The sequence below is a fragment of the Aulosira sp. FACHB-615 genome, assembly GCF_014698045.1.
GTDB lineage: Bacteria > Cyanobacteriota > Cyanobacteriia > Cyanobacteriales > Nostocaceae > Nostoc_B.
Genome location: NZ_JACJSE010000005.1, coordinates 301,509 through 321,082 on the forward strand (window position 1 = coordinate 301,509; position 19,574 = coordinate 321,082).

Annotated in this window: 18 protein-coding genes; 12 read left to right on the plus strand and 6 right to left on the minus strand. The window is 42.5% G+C overall.

Annotated features, from left to right (window positions below; translation table 11 throughout):
• The first annotated feature begins 656 nt into the window (after positions 1-656).
• The 10 genes from H6G77_RS10800 to H6G77_RS10845 all read left to right on the plus strand — a co-directional run bounded on the left by H6G77_RS10800 (position 657) and on the right by H6G77_RS10845 (position 10,440).
• The gene (locus H6G77_RS10800) at positions 657-965 is read left to right on the plus strand and encodes a carbon dioxide-concentrating mechanism protein CcmK (protein ID WP_010995042.1); all 309 of its coding nucleotides are present in this window, start codon (positions 657-659) and stop codon (positions 963-965) included.
• An 88-nt stretch (positions 966-1,053) separates the two neighbouring features.
• Positions 1,054-1,401, plus strand: coding sequence for a carbon dioxide-concentrating mechanism protein CcmK (locus H6G77_RS10805; protein ID WP_015111750.1), 348 nt, complete (start codon positions 1,054-1,056; stop codon positions 1,399-1,401).
• Positions 1,402-1,407: 6 nt separating this feature from the next.
• Positions 1,408-1,710, plus strand: a complete 303-nt coding sequence (locus H6G77_RS10810; RefSeq protein WP_062293088.1) for a EutN/CcmL family microcompartment protein — start codon at positions 1,408-1,410, stop codon at positions 1,708-1,710.
• Positions 1,711-1,818: 108 nt separating this feature from the next.
• Entirely contained in the window at positions 1,819-3,489 is a 1,671-nt protein-coding gene (locus H6G77_RS10815; protein WP_190667973.1) for a ribulose bisphosphate carboxylase small subunit, read from the plus strand.
• A gap of 178 nt (positions 3,490-3,667) precedes the next feature.
• On the plus strand, positions 3,668-4,414 hold the full coding sequence (locus H6G77_RS10820) for a transferase (protein ID WP_190590489.1): 747 nt from the start codon (positions 3,668-3,670) through the stop codon (positions 4,412-4,414).
• A gap of 139 nt (positions 4,415-4,553) precedes the next feature.
• Complete coding sequence (locus H6G77_RS10825; protein WP_190871555.1) at positions 4,554-5,351, plus strand: BMC domain-containing protein; 798 nt, start codon at positions 4,554-4,556, stop codon at positions 5,349-5,351.
• Positions 5,352-5,624: 273 nt separating this feature from the next.
• Positions 5,625-6,554, plus strand: coding sequence for a LysR family transcriptional regulator (locus H6G77_RS10830; protein ID WP_190590487.1), 930 nt, complete (start codon positions 5,625-5,627; stop codon positions 6,552-6,554).
• A 276-nt stretch (positions 6,555-6,830) separates the two neighbouring features.
• Positions 6,831-8,453 carry a mucoidy inhibitor MuiA family protein gene (locus tag H6G77_RS10835; RefSeq protein ID WP_190871556.1) on the plus strand — a complete coding sequence of 541 codons (1,623 nt, stop codon included), beginning with the start codon at positions 6,831-6,833 and terminating at the stop codon, positions 8,451-8,453.
• Between the two features lie 138 nt (positions 8,454-8,591).
• The gene (locus H6G77_RS10840; protein ID WP_190590485.1) at positions 8,592-9,575 is read left to right on the plus strand and encodes a GntR family transcriptional regulator; all 984 of its coding nucleotides are present in this window, start codon (positions 8,592-8,594) and stop codon (positions 9,573-9,575) included.
• 76 nt (positions 9,576-9,651) lie between these two features.
• Complete coding sequence (locus H6G77_RS10845) at positions 9,652-10,440, plus strand: DUF4058 family protein (protein WP_190871557.1); 789 nt, start codon at positions 9,652-9,654, stop codon at positions 10,438-10,440.
• Between the two features lie 33 nt (positions 10,441-10,473).
• On the opposite strand, the gene H6G77_RS10850 is transcribed toward H6G77_RS10845, so the two are convergent.
• A complete protein-coding gene (locus H6G77_RS10850; RefSeq protein WP_190871558.1) occupies positions 10,474-11,322 on the minus strand; it encodes a DUF4351 domain-containing protein in 849 nt (282 codons plus the stop codon).
• Between the two features lie 295 nt (positions 11,323-11,617).
• On the opposite strand from H6G77_RS10850, the gene H6G77_RS10855 reads away from it, so the two are divergent.
• Positions 11,618-12,043 (plus strand): hypothetical protein, encoded by a 426-nt coding sequence (locus H6G77_RS10855; RefSeq protein WP_190871559.1) that lies wholly within the window; start codon positions 11,618-11,620, stop codon positions 12,041-12,043.
• A gap of 101 nt (positions 12,044-12,144) precedes the next feature.
• Here H6G77_RS10855 and H6G77_RS10860 read toward each other — a convergent pair whose 3' ends face one another.
• The 5 genes from H6G77_RS10860 to tig all read right to left on the minus strand — a co-directional run bounded on the left by H6G77_RS10860 (position 12,145) and on the right by tig (position 17,684).
• Positions 12,145-12,768, minus strand: a complete 624-nt coding sequence (locus H6G77_RS10860; RefSeq protein ID WP_190871560.1) for a Uma2 family endonuclease — start codon at positions 12,766-12,768, stop codon at positions 12,145-12,147.
• 17 nt (positions 12,769-12,785) lie between these two features.
• Positions 12,786-13,694, minus strand: a complete 909-nt coding sequence (locus H6G77_RS10865; protein ID WP_190871561.1) for an alpha/beta fold hydrolase — start codon at positions 13,692-13,694, stop codon at positions 12,786-12,788.
• 128 nt (positions 13,695-13,822) lie between these two features.
• Positions 13,823-15,163, minus strand: a complete 1,341-nt coding sequence (clpX, locus tag H6G77_RS10870; RefSeq protein WP_190590481.1) for an ATP-dependent protease ATP-binding subunit ClpX — start codon at positions 15,161-15,163, stop codon at positions 13,823-13,825.
• Positions 15,164-15,172: 9 nt separating this feature from the next.
• Entirely contained in the window at positions 15,173-15,871 is a 699-nt protein-coding gene (gene clpP / locus H6G77_RS10875) for an ATP-dependent Clp endopeptidase proteolytic subunit ClpP (RefSeq protein ID WP_062293118.1), read from the minus strand.
• A gap of 388 nt (positions 15,872-16,259) precedes the next feature.
• Positions 16,260-17,684, minus strand: a complete 1,425-nt coding sequence (gene tig, locus H6G77_RS10880; protein ID WP_190590479.1) for a trigger factor — start codon at positions 17,682-17,684, stop codon at positions 16,260-16,262.
• A 782-nt stretch (positions 17,685-18,466) separates the two neighbouring features.
• Between tig and H6G77_RS10885 the strand changes: the two genes are divergently transcribed.
• Entirely contained in the window at positions 18,467-19,510 is a 1,044-nt protein-coding gene (locus H6G77_RS10885; protein ID WP_190871562.1) for an aspartate-semialdehyde dehydrogenase, read from the plus strand.
• Positions 19,511-19,574 lie beyond the last annotated feature (64 nt).

The window sequence follows — 19,574 nt, forward strand, 5'->3', positions numbered from 1 at the left end:
TTAATTTGCTTACCTTTACAACTCTGCCTGAATTTTTTTTACCTTTTGAAAAATCATCTTTGACTTAGCTTTTTGGATGAAAATCTATGTTAAATTTGGTTTCTAAAAAATGTGTAATAATTTTTAGGATTGCAAAATTAATGCCTAAATGTCAGCTAACATAATTTATTTACATATTCAAATTCTCCACCTTTCATTGGAACCATACTCATTTGTAAATTTCTATTTCTGATGTTTAGCAGAGATATTTATCAGATATATTTAAAAAAGTTATATGCTTTTTAGATATTCCTATTTACATACCACAAAACGGAGGAAAGATAGAAACTGTAAAAGATGCAGTAGTTTTACCTTCCTCACCAGAGACGATTAGTCTTGGCTATGAACAGCGATTTGGATATGTAATAAAAAAATTATAAAGCATAAGCGCCTGCTCTTGGAATCAGTGGACTTAAACAGAGCAGAAACACCGTATGACAAAGAATTAAGTTTTTTAAAACTTTTTTATTATAAACTATTATACTAATTTATATTGCCAGGGGAGCCAAGCTTTCCTATGCTTATTTTTGGAAGTGTCTTTTAGCTCAAGATGAGCTTCCCCGTCACAATTTTCAAACCACAGTACTGATTGGATTAAATTTTTAGGAGTTTCTGCGATGCCAATTGCAGTTGGAATGATTGAGACAAAGGGCTTTCCAGCAGTAGTAGAAGCTGCTGATGCGATGGTTAAAGCCGCCCGTGTAACATTGGTAGGGTATGAAAAAATTGGTAGCGCCCGTGTCACCGTCATTGTGCGGGGTGATGTTTCGGAAGTGCAAGCCTCAGTTGCAGCTGGAATTGAAGCAGCCAGAAGAGTAAATGGTGGTGAAGTGGTTTCCACCCACATCATTGCTCGTCCCCACGAAAACTTGGAATATGTTTTGCCGATTCGTTACACAGAAGCAGTGGAACAGTTTCGCACTTAACAGTCGATAATACAAAATGACTAACGGGGTTGCTTGCTTGAGCTAGGCTTTTGTTTGTTTGAGAAAATTTAAATAGGGATCAAAACTAATGTCAATTGCAGTGGGAATGGTAGAAACACTTGGCTTTCCAGCAGTAGTAGAAGCTGCTGACGCGATGGTGAAAGCTGCCCGTGTAACCTTAGTAGGTTACGAAAAAATCGGTAGTGGTCGGGTAACAGTAATTGTGCGGGGTGATGTTTCCGAAGTCCAAGCTTCTGTAGCAGCAGGTGTGGAATCAGTGAAGCGAGTTAATGGCGGACAAGTGCTATCGACACACATCATTGCTCGTCCCCATGAAAACTTAGAATACGTCCTGCCAATTCGTTATACAGAAGACGTAGAGCAATTCCGGGAAAATGTTAACGCAATTCGACCTTTCGGCGGTAGAAGACCATAACATATAATGCAAATTGCCAAAGTACGTGGCACAGTAGTTAGCACTCAAAAAGATCCAAGTCTTCGCGGTGTCAAACTACTGATGTTGCAGTTAGTGGATGAAGAAGGAAATACCTTACCAAAGTACGAGGTAGCAGCAGATACCGTAGGCGCAGGAGTAGATGAGTGGGTGCTAGTCAGCCGTGGCAGCGCCGCTCGTCAAATTCTTGGCAACGAACAACGCCCTTTGGATGCAGCAGTGGTGGCGATAATTGATACTATTCATGTTCAAGATCGCCTGATTTACAGTAAAAAAGACCAATATAGATAGTCATTAGTCATTAGTCATTAGTCATTGGTTTGAGACAAAGAACAAAGGACAAGGGACAAGTGACCAAAGACTAACAGACAAAAAGCTTAATTCAGGAGGAATCTCGCAATGGCAGTCAGCAGCACGGCGGCACCCCCAACCCCGTGGTCACGAAGTTTAGCTGAGCCAGAAATCCACAAAACCTCATTTGTCCACTCCTTCTCCAACGTGATTGGAGATGTACGGATTGGTGCAAATGTAATCGTCGCTCCAGGGACTTCGATTAGGGCGGATGAAGGTACACCTTTTTACATCGGTGAAAATACCAATATCCAAGATGGTGTAGTGATTCATGGGTTGGAGCAAGGCCGAGTCATCGGTGATGATGGCAATGAATACTCGGTGTGGATTGGGAAGAATGCTTCCATTACCCACATGGCTTTGATTCATGGCCCAGCGTATGTAGGGGATAGCTGCTTTATTGGCTTTCGCTCCACAGTATTTAATGCCAGAGTAGGCGCAGGTTGCATCGTGATGATGCACGCTTTAATACAAGATGTAGAAATTCCCCCAGGTAAATATGTACCGTCGGGAGCGATAATCACCAGCCAGCAGCAAGCTGACCGTCTGCCAGATGTGCAGAACCAAGACCAGCAATTTGCCCATCATGTCGTGGGAATTAATCAGGCACTGCGGGCTGGTTATCTTTGTGCTGCTGATAACAAATGTATTGCACCCATCCGGGATGAATTAGCTAAATCTTATACAAGTAGTAATGGTTTAACTGTTTTAGAGTTGGAAAGGAGTAGTGAAGTGGCGAGCAATAGCTTGGGTGCAGAAACAGTCGATCAAGTACGCTATCTACTGGAGCAAGGTTACAAAATTGGTACAGAACATGTAGATCAAAGACGGTTCCGTACAGGTTGTTGGACTAGCTGTCAGCCAATTGAACCCAGATCATTGAATGAAGCCTTATCAGCATTAGAAGGCTGTTTGGCAGACCATAGTGGTGAGTACGTGCGTTTATTTGGGATTGACCCCAAAGGTAAGCGTCGGGTGTTAGAAACTATTATTCAACGCCCAGATGGTGTAGTTCAACCAACTACCAGCTTTAAAGCTCCCGCAAGTACAGGTAGTGCTGGCTACAACGGCAATGGTCATAGTAGCAGTGCTGGAATTGGTTCCATCAGTGCGGAAACTGTAGACCAAATCCGCAAACTCTTGGCTGGTGGCTATAAAATTGGGACAGAACACGTAGATGAGCGTCGTTTTCGGACTGGCTCTTGGGCTAGTTGTAAGCCGATAGAAGCTACTTCAGCCGACCAAGTTGTAGCGGCCTTAGAAGAATGTATTGAAAGCCATCAAGGTGAATATGTGCGCTTGATTGGCATTGACCCGAAAGCTAAACGCCGGGTATTAGAAAGTATTATTCAAAGACCGAATGGCCCAGTTGCGCCCTCGAATGGCCAAAAATCTTACGCTGCTACCAGCAGTTATGGCTCGGCAACAGCAACAGCAACAGCGCCTGTCAGCAGCAACCGTTTGAATGCAGAAGTTGTAGACCAGTTACGGCAATTGCTGGCTGGCGGTTACAAAATTAGTGCTGAACACGTAGACCAAAGACGTTTTCGGACTGGTTCTTGGTCTAGCTGTGGCCAAATTGAGGCTAGATCAGAAAGAGATGCGATCGCAGCTTTAGAAGCATACCTGTCTGAATATGAAGGTGAATACCTGCGCTTGATTGGCATTGACCCCAAAGCCAAACGTCGTGTGTTAGAAACAATTATTCAACGTCCGTAGAAGTGCTGAGTTGAAAGTGCTGAATCACCGAAGTTCAGAGCGGCGGCTTCCGCCGCTCCGGCTTCTCGCTGAGTTAAAGGCAAGTCAGTTTAGTAAACTACTCATTTTATTTCTAAACTGAAGATGCTGTAATTGCACTCAGCACTCGGCACTTCTATCTTCCGAGGTTTAATTTTCCATGTCTGTGCCGCTACTGCGCCTCCACAATAACTTTGACCCTTATATTAGTGGCGAGGTGATCATTCATCCCAGTGCAGTATTAGCACCTGGTGTCATACTCCAAGCGGCTACCAACGGCAAAATCATTATTGGCCCTGGTGTTTGTATTGGTATGGGGTCAATTCTCCAAGTCAATGAAGGAACCCTGGAAATAGAAGCAGGGGCTAACCTAGGAGCCGGCTTTTTGATGGTAGGAATCGGCAAAATTGGTACAAATGCTTGTATTGGTGCAGCCACAACAGTTTTTAACTGTTCTGTCGCACCAGGAACAGTCATACCACCAAGCTCAGTGTTAGGAGATACTAGTCGTCAGATTAGTCTTGCCGAAGTGCCAGCACCACCCATCAGTGATGCTGCTGTTCCTGATACTCAACAGCAACCACCAGAAGACAATAATTTAGGAGAAACTGAGGCCAAACCGATTTCTATTTCCTCTACTAATCTCTCCGCTTCTGCTTTCTTGGAGTTAACGCACCAGTCGATTTCGATTCCTCAACCTTCGCCCACACCTTCTGCCCAACCACCTCCGAACCAAAACGATGAAACTACTGCTAGTTCATCAGAAGTAAGTGCGGAAAATTCTGAGTCTCCAGATATATTTGGCACTCAAATTTATGGGCAAGGAAGTATTCACAGGCTATTAACAACATTGTTTCCCCATAGGCAATCCTTGAACAATCCTAAGTCTGACGAACCGCCTGAATAAGTGTTAATTGTAAGTTGTCCCCTAAAGTTATGAAGTATGGATTATGAAGGATGAAAAAGACCGCTTTCATCTTTTATTCTTGATTCTTCAGCCTTTCGCTTACCTTTAGCATAGACTGTGAGTATCCTGGAGAATTCACATGGACACATATAATCAACAGTCCCTTAGTACTGTTCGGGCAGCATCACGTCGACGAGATAGAGATAACCTCAAGGATACTGCCTTGGGCTTGGTATCTACCCTCAGCTTTCCAGCCATAGTTGGCACGGCTGATATGATGTTAAAATCTGCTGGGGTTCACCTAGTGGGATATGAAAAAATTGGCAGTGGTCACTGTACAGCAATTGTACGGGGTGGTATTGCTGATGTCCGCCTGGCAGTAGAATCAGGTGTACAAACTGCTGAACAGTTTGGTCAGTTGGTTTCTAGTTTGGTAATTCCTCGCCCGTTTCCCAATCTAGATGTAGTATTGCCGATTACAAATAGATTAAGTAAATACATGGAGGAAGGAAGCTACAGTCGTTTGAGTAATTTAGCGATTGGATTAGTGGAAACGCGGGGTTTTCCGGCGATGGTAGGAGCTTGCGATGCCATGTTGAAATCGGCTGATGTGCAGTTGGCAGCGTATGAAAAAATCGGTGCGGGTTTGTGTACAGCTATTATTCGTGGTTCTGTGGCTAATGTCGCAGTCGCAGTGGAAGCGGGAATGTACGAGGCAGAACGGATTGGGGAATTGAATGCAGTGATGGTGATTCCGAGGCCTTTGGATGAGTTGGAACAAACTTTACCTGTGGCAAGTTGTTGGATAGAAGAACGCCAACCCATCCAGATGCCAGTGAATATTAAGGAGCAAGTTGCTGAGTTAGAGGTACTTCAGTTGCCTGATTTAGCCAAGTTACCCACAAAAATTACTGAAGAATTATGGAAGGATGAATGATGAATTGTGAATTTTGAGGGATGAATCGTGGGAAAATTCTCCTCAGCATTCAGTATTCAGCATTCATCTTGGCTGGAAGGCATCTTACGCTTCGCTTGTTGTTTTGATCATAACTTTTACGGACTATAAATCAAATATCTTTCTTTTAATAGCGAAAATAGATTTTTCTCTATACTAAAACTCATAACTTTGTATGAGCGACACTGCTTGATTGGTAGGTGTTTAGTGATACTAGTTTTATATCTATAGATCGCTATTAGAGGAGAATCACCCTTGAACCAAGCGACGCTACACCAGTTGAAGGTATTTGAAGCGGCGGCTCGGCATGGTAGCTTTACTCGTGCTGCGGAAGAATTATTTCTGACTCAACCTACTGTCTCTATGCAAATTAAGCAATTGACAAAATCTGTAGGGTTGCCCTTGTTTGAGCAGGTGGGGAAACGTTTGTATTTGACAGAGGCGGGTAGAGAACTGTTTGCCACTTGCAGGCAGATTTTTGAGACTATTGCTCAGTTTGAGATGAAAGTTGCGGATTTAAAAGGGCTAAAGCAAGGGCAATTACGTTTAGCAGTCATTACCACAGCTAAGTATTTTATTCCGCGTTTGTTGGGGCCATTTTGTCAGCGTTACCCAGGAATTGATATTTCGCTGCAAGTCACAAATCACGAAAAAATTATTGATCGGATGATGAATAATCTGGATGATTTGTACATTATGAGTCAGGTTCCAGAACATTTGGATGTGAATTGTGAGCCGTTTTTAGACAATCCTTTGGTAGTTTTTGCACCAGTAAATCATCGTCTAGCCAAAGAGAAAAATATTCCAATTCACGAGTTAAACGATGAGCCTTTTATTATGCGTGAACCCGGTTCAGGAACTCGCCGCGCTGTGCAGGCTTTGTTAGAAGAACATGGGGTAAAGGTAAATGTCAAGCTGGAATTGGGGAGTAATGAAGCAATTAAACAAGCGATCGCAGGTGGTTTAGGTATTTCTGTTTTATCCCGTCATACTTTACTCTCAGATGCTTCGGAGTTTAGTATTTTGGATGTGCAGCACTTCCCGATTAAACGAGCTTGGTATATGGTTTATCCGGCAGGAAAACAGTTATCAATTGTGGCTCGGACTTATTATGAGTATTTGCTGGATGCTGCTAAAACATTTGTTGAACAAACTGAACTACCTATTTACAGCACTGTTGATTGAGGTTTGATATAGCAGAAGGCAGTGGTTCGACTTCGCTCACCAACCAGTGGTTCGACTCCTTTCGGCTTCTCCTGACGGAGACGCTGCGCGAACGCTCAAGGCAAGTCGCTCACCAACCAGGCAGGAGGTAAAATTGTTACTCTTTCTTGGCATTTGTACTTTTTAATTCTCCTAACCCATACTTCCACTGCTATATCTTCCACTTGCTTGACGGAAAGTACCTGAACCATTAAAAAATTAACCAGCAGAGTCATTTGATATGGGGGAAAGCTGGCAGTGACAAACCTGGAAACTCCTTCTTTGAGAAAAACAGTCCCAACCCAGGTAGTAGCCGTGACGGTTTACAGTAATCAAGCCTTAGTGACACGCCGAGGTGTAGTTGCTTTGGTAGGGGTGGAAAGGGAATTGGTGATTAATTCACTGCCGGTCACTCTCGAAACTGATTCTGTGCGGGTGAGCGGTGCAGGTACTGTAGGAGTAAGCTTATTGGGAGTGAGTAGCGATCGCATTTACACTACAGAACCAGTAGCCGAACGATTAGCACAGTTAACCCGCCAAATTCAACAAATAGAAGCGGAAAAACGCAATCTTCAGGCGCAAATTGATGCCTTAGCTTTACAGGCAAAATTTATTGAGGGTTTGCGGGAAAAAACCGAAGAACCATTTGCTCAAAGTTTGTCCCGCAAAAATCTCAGTCTCAGCGAAACCTTAGATTTTTTGAATTTTTTGGGCAGCCAGTATAGTGAATATGCGATCGCATCTGGTGATTGTCACAGTCAACAACAGGAATTAGATAAGCAACTACAAGCACTCCGCGCCACATTACACAACATTCAAACACCCCATCCCAAAGAAAGTTTTAACTTGGTGGTTGGTGTTGAAGTTGCTGGTGCTGGCGAATTTGAACTAGAAGTGTCCTACATTGTCAATCGTGCTGGCTGGACTCCCTTTTATGACTTACGAGTTGATAGTGCCAGTCAGTCGGTAAATTTAAGCTATCTGGCAGAAGTTACGCAAAATACTGGCGAAGATTGGCAAGATGTGGCACTCACCCTCTCCACCGCGAAACCAGGGTTAGGCACTCTACCACCAAAACTAGAACCTTGGTACATTGACACCCTACATTCGCGCTCATTGCAACGAGTTTTACCCCGGCCATCATTACCCACCATAGCGGCTGCGCCTGCGGCGGCTGAAGCTATGTTTTCCCCAGAAGAAGAGGATTTAGAGGATGATGCTTTCATAACCGCAGAAAATGTCAAAGCGACAGTTGCTAAAGAAGGTAGTGTCGTGACTTTTAAACTCAATGGTGGTAGCAATATTCCTAGTGACGGTGCGCCCCATAAAAATATCATTTTTAATGATGATTATCCTTGTGTTTTTCATTATGTCGCCATGCCGCGTTTAGTCAGCTTTGCTTATTTACAAGCTAATGTCAAAAACAGTGCTGATGGCGCAACTTTATTACCAGGAAAAGCCAATATTTTTCGAGATAGTATTTTTGTTGGTAAAACTCAATTAGAAAATATTGCGCCAGGACAAGAATTTAGCTTGAACTTAGGCATTGATGAAAATTTAAAAATTGAACGTAACTTAGTTGAGCGACAAGTTGATAAAAGAATCATTGTCAATCAACGCCGCACTACTTACGCTTATCGGTTATTAATTACTAACTTACTCAATCAAGAAACTAATTTAAAAATTACCGAACAATTACCTGTGAGCCGCAACGAGCAAATTAAAATTCGCCTCACTCGCATTCAACCACAAATTCCCCTGGGAGAGATGGGAATTTTAGAATGGGAATTAACCGTTTTACCTCAAGAGCGAAGGGAGATATATTATCAATTTACCCTGGAACACCCACCGGAAGTAACTGTAGTTGGTTTAGATATGTAGATATTGCGCCAATCCAGATGAGATGGCTTTATACTTGTCCTGTATCGGATCTTACCTCTTAAGTGTTACAAATAAAAAATACTACAAGTAGCATCAGTAGTGAATTGCTGATTGTTGCTTGATTCAGGAGTTTTGGTGATGATTCAATTCCGTATTCAGCCAGACAGTGAAATTCCCGCTTCTACCCAGTTATTTAATCAAATCCGGTTTGCGATCGCATCTCGCCAATATCCCCCAGCTTACAAATTGCCCAGCACAAGGGCATTAGCTATGCAAACTGGGTTACACCGCAACACTATTAGTAAAGTTTATCGACAGCTAGAAGACGAAGGCTTAGTAGAAAGTCTGGCAGGTTCAGGAATTTATGTCCGCGCTCAAGGACACGAGGGCGGTAGTAGATTACAATCACCCATTCTCCAACAACACCCCGAAGCATACAAAGTCGTACAGCAAGCTCTTGATCAACTCCTTGCCCAAGGCTGTTCTCTCAGTCAAGCCCGCGAGCTATTTTTGGCAGAAATGGATTGGCGTTTGCGTTGTAGCGCCCAAGTACTGGTTGCTGTCCCTTCTCAAGATATCGGCGCTGGGGAATTGATGGTATATGAATTAGAGCAATCTCTGAAAATACCCATCCAGTTAATCAGAATGGAAGAATTAGCAGCTGTGTTGGATAAAACTAACTCGGCTACAGTCGTTACCAGTCGCTATTTTATTGGTGAGGTTGAACAAATTGCTGCGCCAAAAGCTGTCAGAGTCATCCCTCTCGATATCTATGACTACAGTAAAGAACTGAATCTAGTCAAAAACTTAGCGAAAGATCATTGTATAGGCATAGTTAGCCTGAGTACAGGCATTGCCCGTGCGGCTGAAGTTATTCTGCACGGTTTACGTGGTGATGAACTACTAGTGATGACTTCACAACCAAAAGATGCTTATAAACTTCAGGCAATTGTCAAGCGGGCGGAAGTTATTATTAGTGATGTCGCTAGTTTCCGGGCAGTACAATTAGCGGTACAAGCGGCGGCTGAAGATATTATTCGACCACCAAAATTAATGAAGGTAGAAAATTATATTGGGTTGGATTCAATTAACTTACTAAAACGCGAGTTAGGTTTGAGTTAATCAGCAACACCGATACAATAGCTCAGACCAATTAGTTAATGAAGAATTAAAATAGTAACTATTTGGAGGTGTGGCGATGGCTTCAGCATTTCCAGGGATGAACCCGTATTTAGAAAATCCGCTATTTTGGTCGGAAGTTCACAATCTATTAATTGCGGCAATTTTCCGCATATTGAATCCTCAATTGCGTCCTAAATATAAAGTTGCTATAGAAAAGCGAGTCTATCAGACAATTGATGAAGATTCACTGTTAGTTGGAATTGCTGATGTCTCAGTGCAGAGTACAACACAAAAATCATCACCAGAAGCAGCTACCTTAACTGTAAAATTACCATCTGTTGAAGCTGTGACAGTTGATGTTGCTATGCCAGAAACTGTCAAAGAAACCTACTTAGAAGTACGAGATATAACAACACAAGAAGTTGTCACCACAATTGAAATCTTATCGCCAAAAAATAAACGCCCAGGTGAAGGAAGAAATGCCTATATAAAAAAACGATTACAGGTTTTAGGCAGTTACACTAATTTGGTAGAAATTGATTTACTGCGGGATGGTAAATCAATCCAGCCGCTCCAAAACAATTTACAAACTGACTATAGAATTTTGGTCAGTCGTGCGACAACACGTCCGAAGGCTGATTTATACCCATTTAATTTACCAAATCCTATACCTGCTTTTCTCTTACCTTTACGTGAAGGGGATACAGAACCATTACTCGATTTACAAACATTAATTAATCAGCTATATGAAGAAGGTAACTATGATTTGGTAATTGACTATACTCAACAACCATTACCTCCAATTTCAGCAGAGAATGTAGCTTGGATAGATGCAATTCTGAAAGAGCAAGGATTGAGGTATTAAGTCTGATGTCATAAATACAGCACCCAAGCAACCCTAGCGATTCAATAACCAGAACTCTAAATCTGTCAACTGTTTAAAATCAAGCAAAGCTTCACCCAAAGCTTCTAACTCATTGACAGAGAGTTCATCGAGTTGCGATCGCATTGTTTGTGGTAAATCCCCGATTTGACGAGTTAATAGTCGCAGGATGAGCGATCGCGCCTCTTCCAGTCTACCTTCCTGAAGTCCTTCCTGACGACCTTCTTGAAGGCCTTCCTGAAGGATCTCTTGATAAATCACAGATTCGCGCATCATACCCTCCCGAAACATTTGCTGAATCAAATTCTTCTCAAATTTTAACCCAGCTAAGATTTGAACATAGCCAGATACCTCTCGTCGCTGTTCTGGCTCAAGTTGAGTAACTCTTTGAGCAACTTTTTGTAATAAAGCTTCCGGTTTTGTTGTAGCTGCTAGTGGTGCTAAAGGTAACAAAGCTATATCCTTAAGTAATTCTGTTGGGTCTTGCTCCCACATCTTAATTACCTGATACTCATGGCGTGTAGACTCTAACTCAAAGCATGTTTCAATTATCGTTCCTACTGCTGGTGGTAAAAGCAACACTACTACTTGTGTAATTGGTAATCGATACAAACGATATAGTCTCACCCAATAATCCAGCATTCGCAGAGGTAATGGTGGCTCAGATTCTATTTTTGTTTGAAATTCCAAATGGAGAATTCGTCCTTGTAACCGCATAAATGTTACATAGTCTGCTCGAATTGGCTCTATACTCAATTCTGTTTTTAATACTTCTGCGGAAGTTTGTTCTCCACCCATTACCCAAGTAGCGAAGCTGTCTGGATATTTTTCTGATAGTAGTTTACATAAGTTATCGTAGGACATTGAGGGTAAATATTAGCAATTATTCTGTATACGATTAATATCTGGACTAAAGACTCTGCGTACCTACCCTTCGGGAAGGCGAAGCGCCTATACGTTGACCTTAGCAAGCCTCTGCGTTTAAAACTAAAACTAGCGATATTTTTGGCAGCAGAACGAGATAATGCTTTACTATTCATTGATGAAGCTGATTCCTTGCTTTCCAAAAGGCTAGCTTAATGTTACCCAAGGTTCAGAGCAAGCTATCAATTCGATGCGTAGTCAATTACTTATCTGTTTGGAGAAATTTCGCGGGGTTGTGATTTTTTCCACGAATCTCGTCGAAAACTACGACAAGGCATTTGAAACTAGAGTACGCAATATCAATTTTCCTTTACCAGATAAGTCTTGTCGTCAAGAGATTTGGAAAAGACATTTACCTACACAACTACCATTAGCTACAGATGTGACTTCTGAACGACTTGCGGAAGTTGAAGATGTTTGTGGTAGAGATATTAAAAATGCAGTCATTGATGCAGCTATGAGAGCTGCTCGAAAAGGCAAGAAGATTCTCGAACTAAGTGACTTACTTGATTCTATCGAACGTATTAAAGCTGCAAGAATTAACGATAAGTCTGACTCAGAAAAACTATCTCCACAAGAGGAGTTCAAAATTACCGAGAAGGTGAAAGCTGCTTTAAATAATAAGGAGCAAGAGACAAATACATTAGATAGACTCAATTAAATAACATTAAACTGAAGTTAAGTATAATTCAAGCGATCGCCCATAGTTTACCATCTCCAATCATCAGGCGATCGCTCTTTAATTTTCCCGCAAATTTAAAATTACTCTTCCTCTGTCAGAGCCGCATCAAAAACCTGTTGTGCAGTAAAGTTAAGGTTGGGGAAAGAAGGCGAAACAATCACATCATTACCACGGAACATTCTTTTTACGTATTCTCCATCGACCAGTTCGCAGATAAAAATCGTAGGTTCTTTAGGATTACCGATAAATTCTCGTCCCCCTAACGCGGCATAATCTACAATCCAGTACTCAGATACACCGATAATTTCATAGTCTGCAAACTTTTTATGATAATCGTCACGCCAGTTAGTACTGACAATCTCAATAATCAAGGGTATGGATGCACCGTCCATCACGGTTGATTCTTTTTTCCACAGTGGTTCGTGAACCAGATTTTTCCGATTTAATAACAAAATATCAGGGGAGTAACCTGATTCGTTGTCAGGTGGTTTGACTAGCGCGGTTTTTGGTAAGAAGTACGGTAATTTTAGCCGTTTGTATTCTGGCACAACCTCTTCAACTAAAAAACCCACAACTCCTTCATGACCTCCAAGCGGTTGTGCCATTTCCACAATCACTCCATTATGCAATTCGTAACGCCCCCCTTCGGGTCGCCACGCAGCAAATTCCGCAAATGTTACTACTCTAGGTAAGGCTTGAGCCATAGTTACAACCTCTACATTTATACAATAGAAGGAACTTGCAAAAACTCTCGCACCCGTCGTAAGTAAGTCGGCGCATCTTCCAACATTGGGAAATGTGCTGTATTAGGAATCAACACAAACTCAACTTGGTCATTCATGGCTGCGGCTTGTTTTCCCATTGCGGCGGGAATAATCTGGTCATATTCACCTGCAATTAGCAGCGTTGGCACTGTTAATTGAGCAAATTCTTGCGGCATCAATTCCGATTGTGCTTTACTAACAGAAGTAAAAATTGTGCCTAAAGCAGCATCATAATCTGCATCTAAAAAATCTTGTAGAAAAGCCTGACGTTCAGCTTTTGGTATGGAACGATGTAAAAATCTCGCCATAAACATCCGGTCAACAAATGGAATTTTACCTAACCATTTGGGACGGAATTTAACTACATAACCGCCAAATTTATGAAAGGCTGTAAAAGCTTTTTCATCATATTCAAAAATCCCACTACAAGTTAAAATTCCTCGCTCTACCTTGTGGGGATAGCGGTTAAAAAATAATGTTGCAACGGACGCACCCATTGAATGAGCATTGATGTAAACATGTCCAAGATGCAACTCATCTAAAAGTACCGCTAAATCATCAGCATATTCTTCCAATTCATAAGTTAACTCTTGAATTGCGGCTGATATTTCTTGACTAGACACAGAATTAGCAACAGACTCACTAGCTGGGACTAGAGTTGGTTTCCCACCAGAACGCCCAAACCCGCGCATATCATAGAGTAAACAATCAAATTGGTCTGATAAAGCTTCCGCAGTGCTTTTCCAATACCTAGCTGAACCAGCCCAACCGTGAACGAATACCATCACAGGTTTGTTCACAGCAGCAGATGATTGTTTCACCCACTCGTAGTAATGTTCAACGCCACGAACAGCAATATAAGGCATGTTTGAGAGTTAGCATTTAGGAGATAAAAGTTAGGAGTTTTGAGTTTGTAATTAATTCCTCACTCAAAACTCCTCTTTCCTAACTTTAATCAATACTCAGCACTTAAAACCCAACACTTAGCACTAATTTACGCTGATTCTGGTTTTGGTAGTGAAGATGGATGTACTATTAGTTCGGCGGTAGAGCGTTTTTCGACCATTTCTCGCGTTACTGTGCAGCGAGTCACGTCTTTACGAGATGGTAACTCGTACATTACATCTAGCATGAGTTCTTCTACAATACCCCGCAATGCTCTTGCACCCGTTTTGCGGCGGTAGGCTTCTTGAGCGATCGCTCGCAAGGCATCTTGTTTAAAATCTAATTGGACGTTATCCATCTTCAGCAGTTTTTGGTATTGTTTCACCAAAGCACTGCGCGGTTGAGTCAAAATCGCCATTAGTGCTTCTTCATCCAGAGGATCAACCACCGCCACCATTGGTATTCGACCAATAAACTCTGGAATCATGCCAAATTTTACCAAATCATCTGGTTCCAGGTTGTGCAACACATCGGCGGCGCGTTTTTCTTTTGATTGGCCTTCTCCTGGCTGTACAAAACCGATTGACTTTTTACCGGCTCTTTGCTCTACCACTTTTTCTAAGCCAACGAAAGCGCCACCACAGACAAATAGAATATTACTGGTATCAATTTGGATGCAGTCTTGATACGGATGTTTACGTCCTCCTTGTGGTGGTACATTGGCGATCGTACCTTCTAGCATTTTCAGTAATGCTTGTTGTACGCCTTCACCAGAAACATCTCGTGTAATTGATGGGTTTTCACTCTTGCGGGCAATTTTATCAATTTCATCGATGTAGATAATCCCGCGTTGTGCTTCTTCTACATCCAAGTCTGCTACTTGCAACAGGCGCAGCAAGATATTTTCGACATCTTCACCGACGTAGCCCGCTTCTGTTAACGTGGTAGCATCCGCCACAGCAAAAGGTACATCTAAAATCTTGGCTAGAGTCTGTGCTAACAGGGTTTTGCCGCAACCAGTCGGGCCAATTAACAAAATGTTAGACTTCTGTAGCTCTACTGCGTCATCTGCTCCGTTTTTGCCACTGCCTTTAGACTGCAAGATTGCCAGCCGCTTGTAGTGGTTGTAAACTGCGACTGATAAAACTTTTTTAGCTTCCTCTTGGCCAATGACATGCTCATCGAGATATTTTTTAATCTCTCTGGGTTTTGGTATCTGATTAAACGAGAGATTAGCAGAACGGTTCCGCCGTTTTTGAGGCACTTCAGACTTTGGTGCTGGTTGTGGCGCTACACCATTGGTGTCCAGTAACTCCTCATCTAGTATTTCATTACACAAGTCAACGCACTCGTCGCAGATGTAAACTCCCGGCCCTGCGATCAACTTACGCACCTGCTCTTGAGACTTGCCACAAAACGAACATTTTAAATGGGAGTCGTACTTAGACATACCAGCCTCTTATTTCAGAATGGTGACGTTTTCCCCAGCTGTGGGAAGATTTTGTCGGGAGATTACCTGATCAATCAAACCGTAATTTTTAGCTTCTTCTGCCGACATGAAAAAGTCGCGGTCTGTATCTGCTTCGATTCTCTCTAGAGGTTGACCAGTATGATGAGCCAATAACTGATTCAACTGTGCCTTGATATAAAGAATTTCTCTGGCTTGAATTTCTATATCAATGGCTTGACCTTGAGCGCCACCTAGGGGTTGATGGATCATAATTCGAGAGTCAGGTAAAGACATACGCTTACCTGCGGTTCCAGCAGCTAACAAAAATGCCCCCATGCTTGCAGCTAATCCAAAACAGATCGTAACCACATCAGGGCGGATTTGTTGGATTGTATCATAAATTGCCATTCCTGCGTAGACGGAACCGCCAGGAGAATTTATGTACAGTTGAATGTCTTTTTCTGGGTCTTCGGAATCTAGGAACAGCAACTGCGCCACGATGGAATTAGCAACGGTATCATCGATGGCTGTTCCTAAAAAAATAATCCGCTCTCGTAACAGGCGGGAGTAGATATCAAATGCTCTTTCTCCCATCCCTGACTGCTCTACCACAGTTGGCACAATGCTGTTAGGGCCATTCAAATGGGAGTTAATAGCCAGGTGGCTGGAACTGATGATGGGGTAATTTCCCGACTGCGATAAAAGCATAGGAGAATATCTGAGAATTAATAGGACTTAGCTTAAGGCAGCGATCGCTGCTTTTTTCACGGATGAGATTTTGATTTGAGCTATGTGTTAACCATTATGCCTCATCCAGATTTTTCTCGTGTAACACAGTATCAAGCTCAGGTCGTTACAGGTAAAGAATTTTGTCTAAAATTCCAGCAATCTTAAGCCTCCCTTAAATGTTGACGACTGAGTGCTGAGTAATAATTTTTCACACTCGAACCAGATACTTACTACCCTAGCCTAATCTACCCAAAACAGAACTGCGATCGCCCAAAAGTAGAGATAGCCGAAGGGAAGTGCTGAGTGTTGAGTGCTGAGTGCTGAGTCATTTTCTCCCTGCACCCTGCACCCCTGCACCCTTACACCCCTAACCTTCTACTGCTGATTCTGCCGTAGCTTCACTGTTGCTTTCCTCAGTCTCAGGTGCAGTTGCTTCATCTGCTGGTTCTGCTTGGGCGCTTAAAGTGCCTTCTGGGACTAATTCAACTGATGAGTTGTCTAAGAGCCAATTGAGAATTTTGTCACTCAGCAGTTCATTTTCCACCATTGAGTTGAGTTTTTCTTCGTCAATATCTTCATCAGCATACTGCTCTAAAAGTTCTGTCACTCTGGCTTGGAGTTCTTCTGGGGTAACTACCAAAGATTCGCGTTTGCCGATTTCTCGTAGGGCTAAAGAACGTTTGATACGTTCAATTGCCTCTGGGCGAGACCTCTCCCGCAATTGCGGAATAATATCTTGAGTAAACAGCTTTCTCACATCCAAACCCTGTTGCGCCAAGCGCATAGCAGTTTGAGTCAGCATTGCATCAACTTCTTGCTCAATCAAGGTTCCTGGCAAGTCAATTTCTACGTGCTTCAGTAGTTCTGCCAGTAGTGCTTCTTGCTTGTTGGTTTTAGTTTTATCTTCAGCTTCTTTTTGATACCGATCTTCTAAAGATTTCCGCAGTTCTTCTAAGGTTTCAAAATCGCTGACTTCTTGAGCAAAATCATCGTCTAATTCTGGCAGTTCTTTTTCCTTCAATTCCTTGAGGGTGACTGTAAAAATTGCTGGTTTGCCTGCTAATTCTTCGTTGACATAAGGATCTGGAAACTGGGCGGAGATTTCCTTGGTTTCCCCAGGGTTCATCCCGACTATACCTGTGACAAAACCAGGGATAAATTTATCTTCCTGTAACTCGACTTGGAAATCAGTCGCATCACCGCCAGGAATTGGTGTTGGTTCCGCATCAGGATCATCGCCTTCAGCTTTAGCTATCACCCCTTGAAAATCGACAACAGCCACATCACCAATTTGGGCGGCTCTACCTTCGACTGGAATGAGTGTTGCCATTTGTTGGCGTTCTTTTTCCAGGACATTATCTACCTGGGTGGGGTCATATTTGATTTCTTCTGCTTGGGCTTGTAACCCGGTGTACTGGTTCAGGGTGACTTCCGGTTCTACATCCACAGCCACCACGAATGTCAGGGGTTTTCCCGGTTCATAATTGTTGATCAAGTCTTCAAAGGAAGAGCGCAATTGCGGCTGACCAATTGCTTGAATATCTTCTTGTTTAACCGCTTGTTCGATGCCATCTTGAATCAGTTCTTCTAAGGCGGTGGCTTTAATGCGACTTACCCCCAGGCGCTGAAGCAATATCGGTCTAGGCACTTTACCTTTACGAAACCCAGGAATATTAACAGTACTGGATAAGTTTTTAATAACTTGTTCGTAGGTTTTTTGAGTGATTTCTGGTGTAATCTCTATCTCTAGCCCGATTTGGCTGGCGGGAAGTTTCTCCTGGGTAACTTTCATGCTGCGTCTCTATTTAGTATTTTTAACTCCAAGAACACATAAGCCACAATTTAACGCTTATGCGCTTTGATATCTCTAGGTAGGAATGGCAAGTGCCTTCAGTAGATATCCAGTTTACTGCCAATGGCAAAGGACTTGACACTTTACCACAATAAATTTATCTATACACCCTCTCACTGTAAACTTGTGGGGTCTGTTTACCCAACAAGTCCCGGTTTAAACTTGCTTGGCTGAATGCCACTTGGATCATAGTACATTGATAATCTGCCTCTTGGCTTGAGAGTGCTGAGTAAAGCGACTAGTGCAAGAAGGGAAAAGGCAAAAAAGAATAGTGATACCACAAGCCTTTTAGCAATTTTTTATGGTCACTGAGTATGGTCGGAGTGTGATCTGTCTATTGCCGTCGACCTGTACTAGTCCTGCTTTTATGCTGGGCTATGAGCTAAAACCATTACACCCAATCTTCATAGACAATCTTGGTGCGTAAGTCCTGCTCAAGAATAGTTATGGTTGAGCCTGATTTACTAGAGGTTTTTTTCTGAGCCGTAATTTGTTGTAAAATGATATATACTTTTTGAGTTGGTAGGAAATTCACTGGGTAATTATAAAAAATTGTAAACTTCTCATTTATTTATTAAGATATGTAACCCAAAAATTAACCTACTGTGATTAAAAACCTGAAATAGAACCAAAGAATTATTCAAAATCTGCTATTGCTATTGCCATAAATCTCAATTTCAAAACATTATTCGTCACCTCTTAAATGAAGGGAGGAAGTTCATTTGTCTAAAACATATCGTGTAGCTATTTTGGGTGCGACTGGTGCTGTTGGTACAGAGTTGCTGGAATTATTAGAAAGCCGAAATTTTCCATTGGCGGAATTAAAATTACTAGCATCTGAACGCAGCGCGGGGCGATCGCTTAAATTTAAAGGAGAAGATTTAATAGTAGAACCAGTTAGCGATCGCGCTCTGGAAAATGTAGATTTAGTGTTAGCCAGTGCTGGTGGTTCCACATCGAAAAAATGGGCTCCCGTGGCCGTTGCAAAAGGCGCAGTCGTCATTGATAACTCCAGTGCTTTTCGGATGAACCCCCAAGTGCCTTTAGTTGTGCCGGAAGTGAATCCCCAAGCCGCAGCCGCCCATCAAGGCATCATCGCCAATCCCAACTGCACAACAATTTTGATGACAGTGGCAATTTGGCCCTTACATCAAATCCAACCGATCAAACGGATTATTGCCGCCACCTATCAATCAGCCAGTGGTGCTGGTGCCAAAGCAATGGCAGAAGTGAAGACGCAAGCTGCTGCTATTCTCCAAGGACAAGAACCAGTTGCAGAAGTTCTGCCTTATCCTTTAGCATTTAACTTATTTCCTCACAATACCCCGATCAATGATTTTGGGTACTGTGAAGAAGAAATGAAAATGGTGAATGAAACGCGGAAGATTTTTGGCACCCAAGAAATTAGGATTAGTGCCACTTGTGTACGGGTTCCCGTACTTCGCGCCCATTCCGAAGCCATTAACCTAGAATTTGAAACTCCATTTAGCCCAGATACCGCCAGAGAAATCTTAAGTAATGCGCCAGGGGTAAAACTAGTAGAAGATTGGCGGGCAAATCATTTCCCCATGCCCATAGAAGCAACTGGCCGGGATGAAGTGTTAGTGGGGAGAATTCGTCAGGATATATCTCATCCCTGTGGCTTAGAACTGTGGCTTTGTGGTGATCAAATCCGCAAAGGTGCAGCTTTAAACGCCGTGCAGATTGCAGAATTATTAGTGGAAAAAAATCTGCTCACCTCAGCAGCAGCTTATGCTTCTCAGTAGTTTTGTGTCATCAGTTCAACATTAATGGCAGAAAACAAATGAGTGCATCACTCTTGAAAGTAAT

What these genes read in the sequence shown, in the direction of transcription:
- H6G77_RS10800 (WP_010995042.1), top strand. Translation starts at nt 657, where the DNA reads ATGCCAATTGCAGTTGGAATGATTGAGACAAAGGGCTTTCCAGCAGTA.
- H6G77_RS10805 (WP_015111750.1), top strand. Translation starts at nt 1,054, where the DNA reads ATGTCAATTGCAGTGGGAATGGTAGAAACACTTGGCTTTCCAGCAGTA.
- H6G77_RS10810 (WP_062293088.1), top strand. Translation starts at nt 1,408, where the DNA reads ATGCAAATTGCCAAAGTACGTGGCACAGTAGTTAGCACTCAAAAAGAT.
- H6G77_RS10815 (WP_190667973.1), top strand. Translation starts at nt 1,819, where the DNA reads ATGGCAGTCAGCAGCACGGCGGCACCCCCAACCCCGTGGTCACGAAGT.
- H6G77_RS10820 (WP_190590489.1), top strand. Translation starts at nt 3,668, where the DNA reads ATGTCTGTGCCGCTACTGCGCCTCCACAATAACTTTGACCCTTATATT.
- H6G77_RS10825 (WP_190871555.1), top strand. Translation starts at nt 4,554, where the DNA reads ATGGACACATATAATCAACAGTCCCTTAGTACTGTTCGGGCAGCATCA.
- H6G77_RS10840 (WP_190590485.1), top strand. Translation starts at nt 8,592, where the DNA reads ATGATTCAATTCCGTATTCAGCCAGACAGTGAAATTCCCGCTTCTACC.
- H6G77_RS10845 (WP_190871557.1), top strand. Translation starts at nt 9,652, where the DNA reads ATGGCTTCAGCATTTCCAGGGATGAACCCGTATTTAGAAAATCCGCTA.
- H6G77_RS10850 (WP_190871558.1), bottom strand. Translation starts at nt 11,322, where the DNA reads ATGTCCTACGATAACTTATGTAAACTACTATCAGAAAAATATCCAGAC.
- H6G77_RS10860 (WP_190871560.1), bottom strand. Translation starts at nt 12,768, where the DNA reads ATGGCTCAAGCCTTACCTAGAGTAGTAACATTTGCGGAATTTGCTGCG.
- H6G77_RS10865 (WP_190871561.1), bottom strand. Translation starts at nt 13,694, where the DNA reads ATGCCTTATATTGCTGTTCGTGGCGTTGAACATTACTACGAGTGGGTG.
- clpX (WP_190590481.1), bottom strand. Translation starts at nt 15,163, where the DNA reads ATGTCTAAGTACGACTCCCATTTAAAATGTTCGTTTTGTGGCAAGTCT.
- clpP (WP_062293118.1), bottom strand. Translation starts at nt 15,871, where the DNA reads ATGCTTTTATCGCAGTCGGGAAATTACCCCATCATCAGTTCCAGCCAC.
- tig (WP_190590479.1), bottom strand. Translation starts at nt 17,684, where the DNA reads ATGAAAGTTACCCAGGAGAAACTTCCCGCCAGCCAAATCGGGCTAGAG.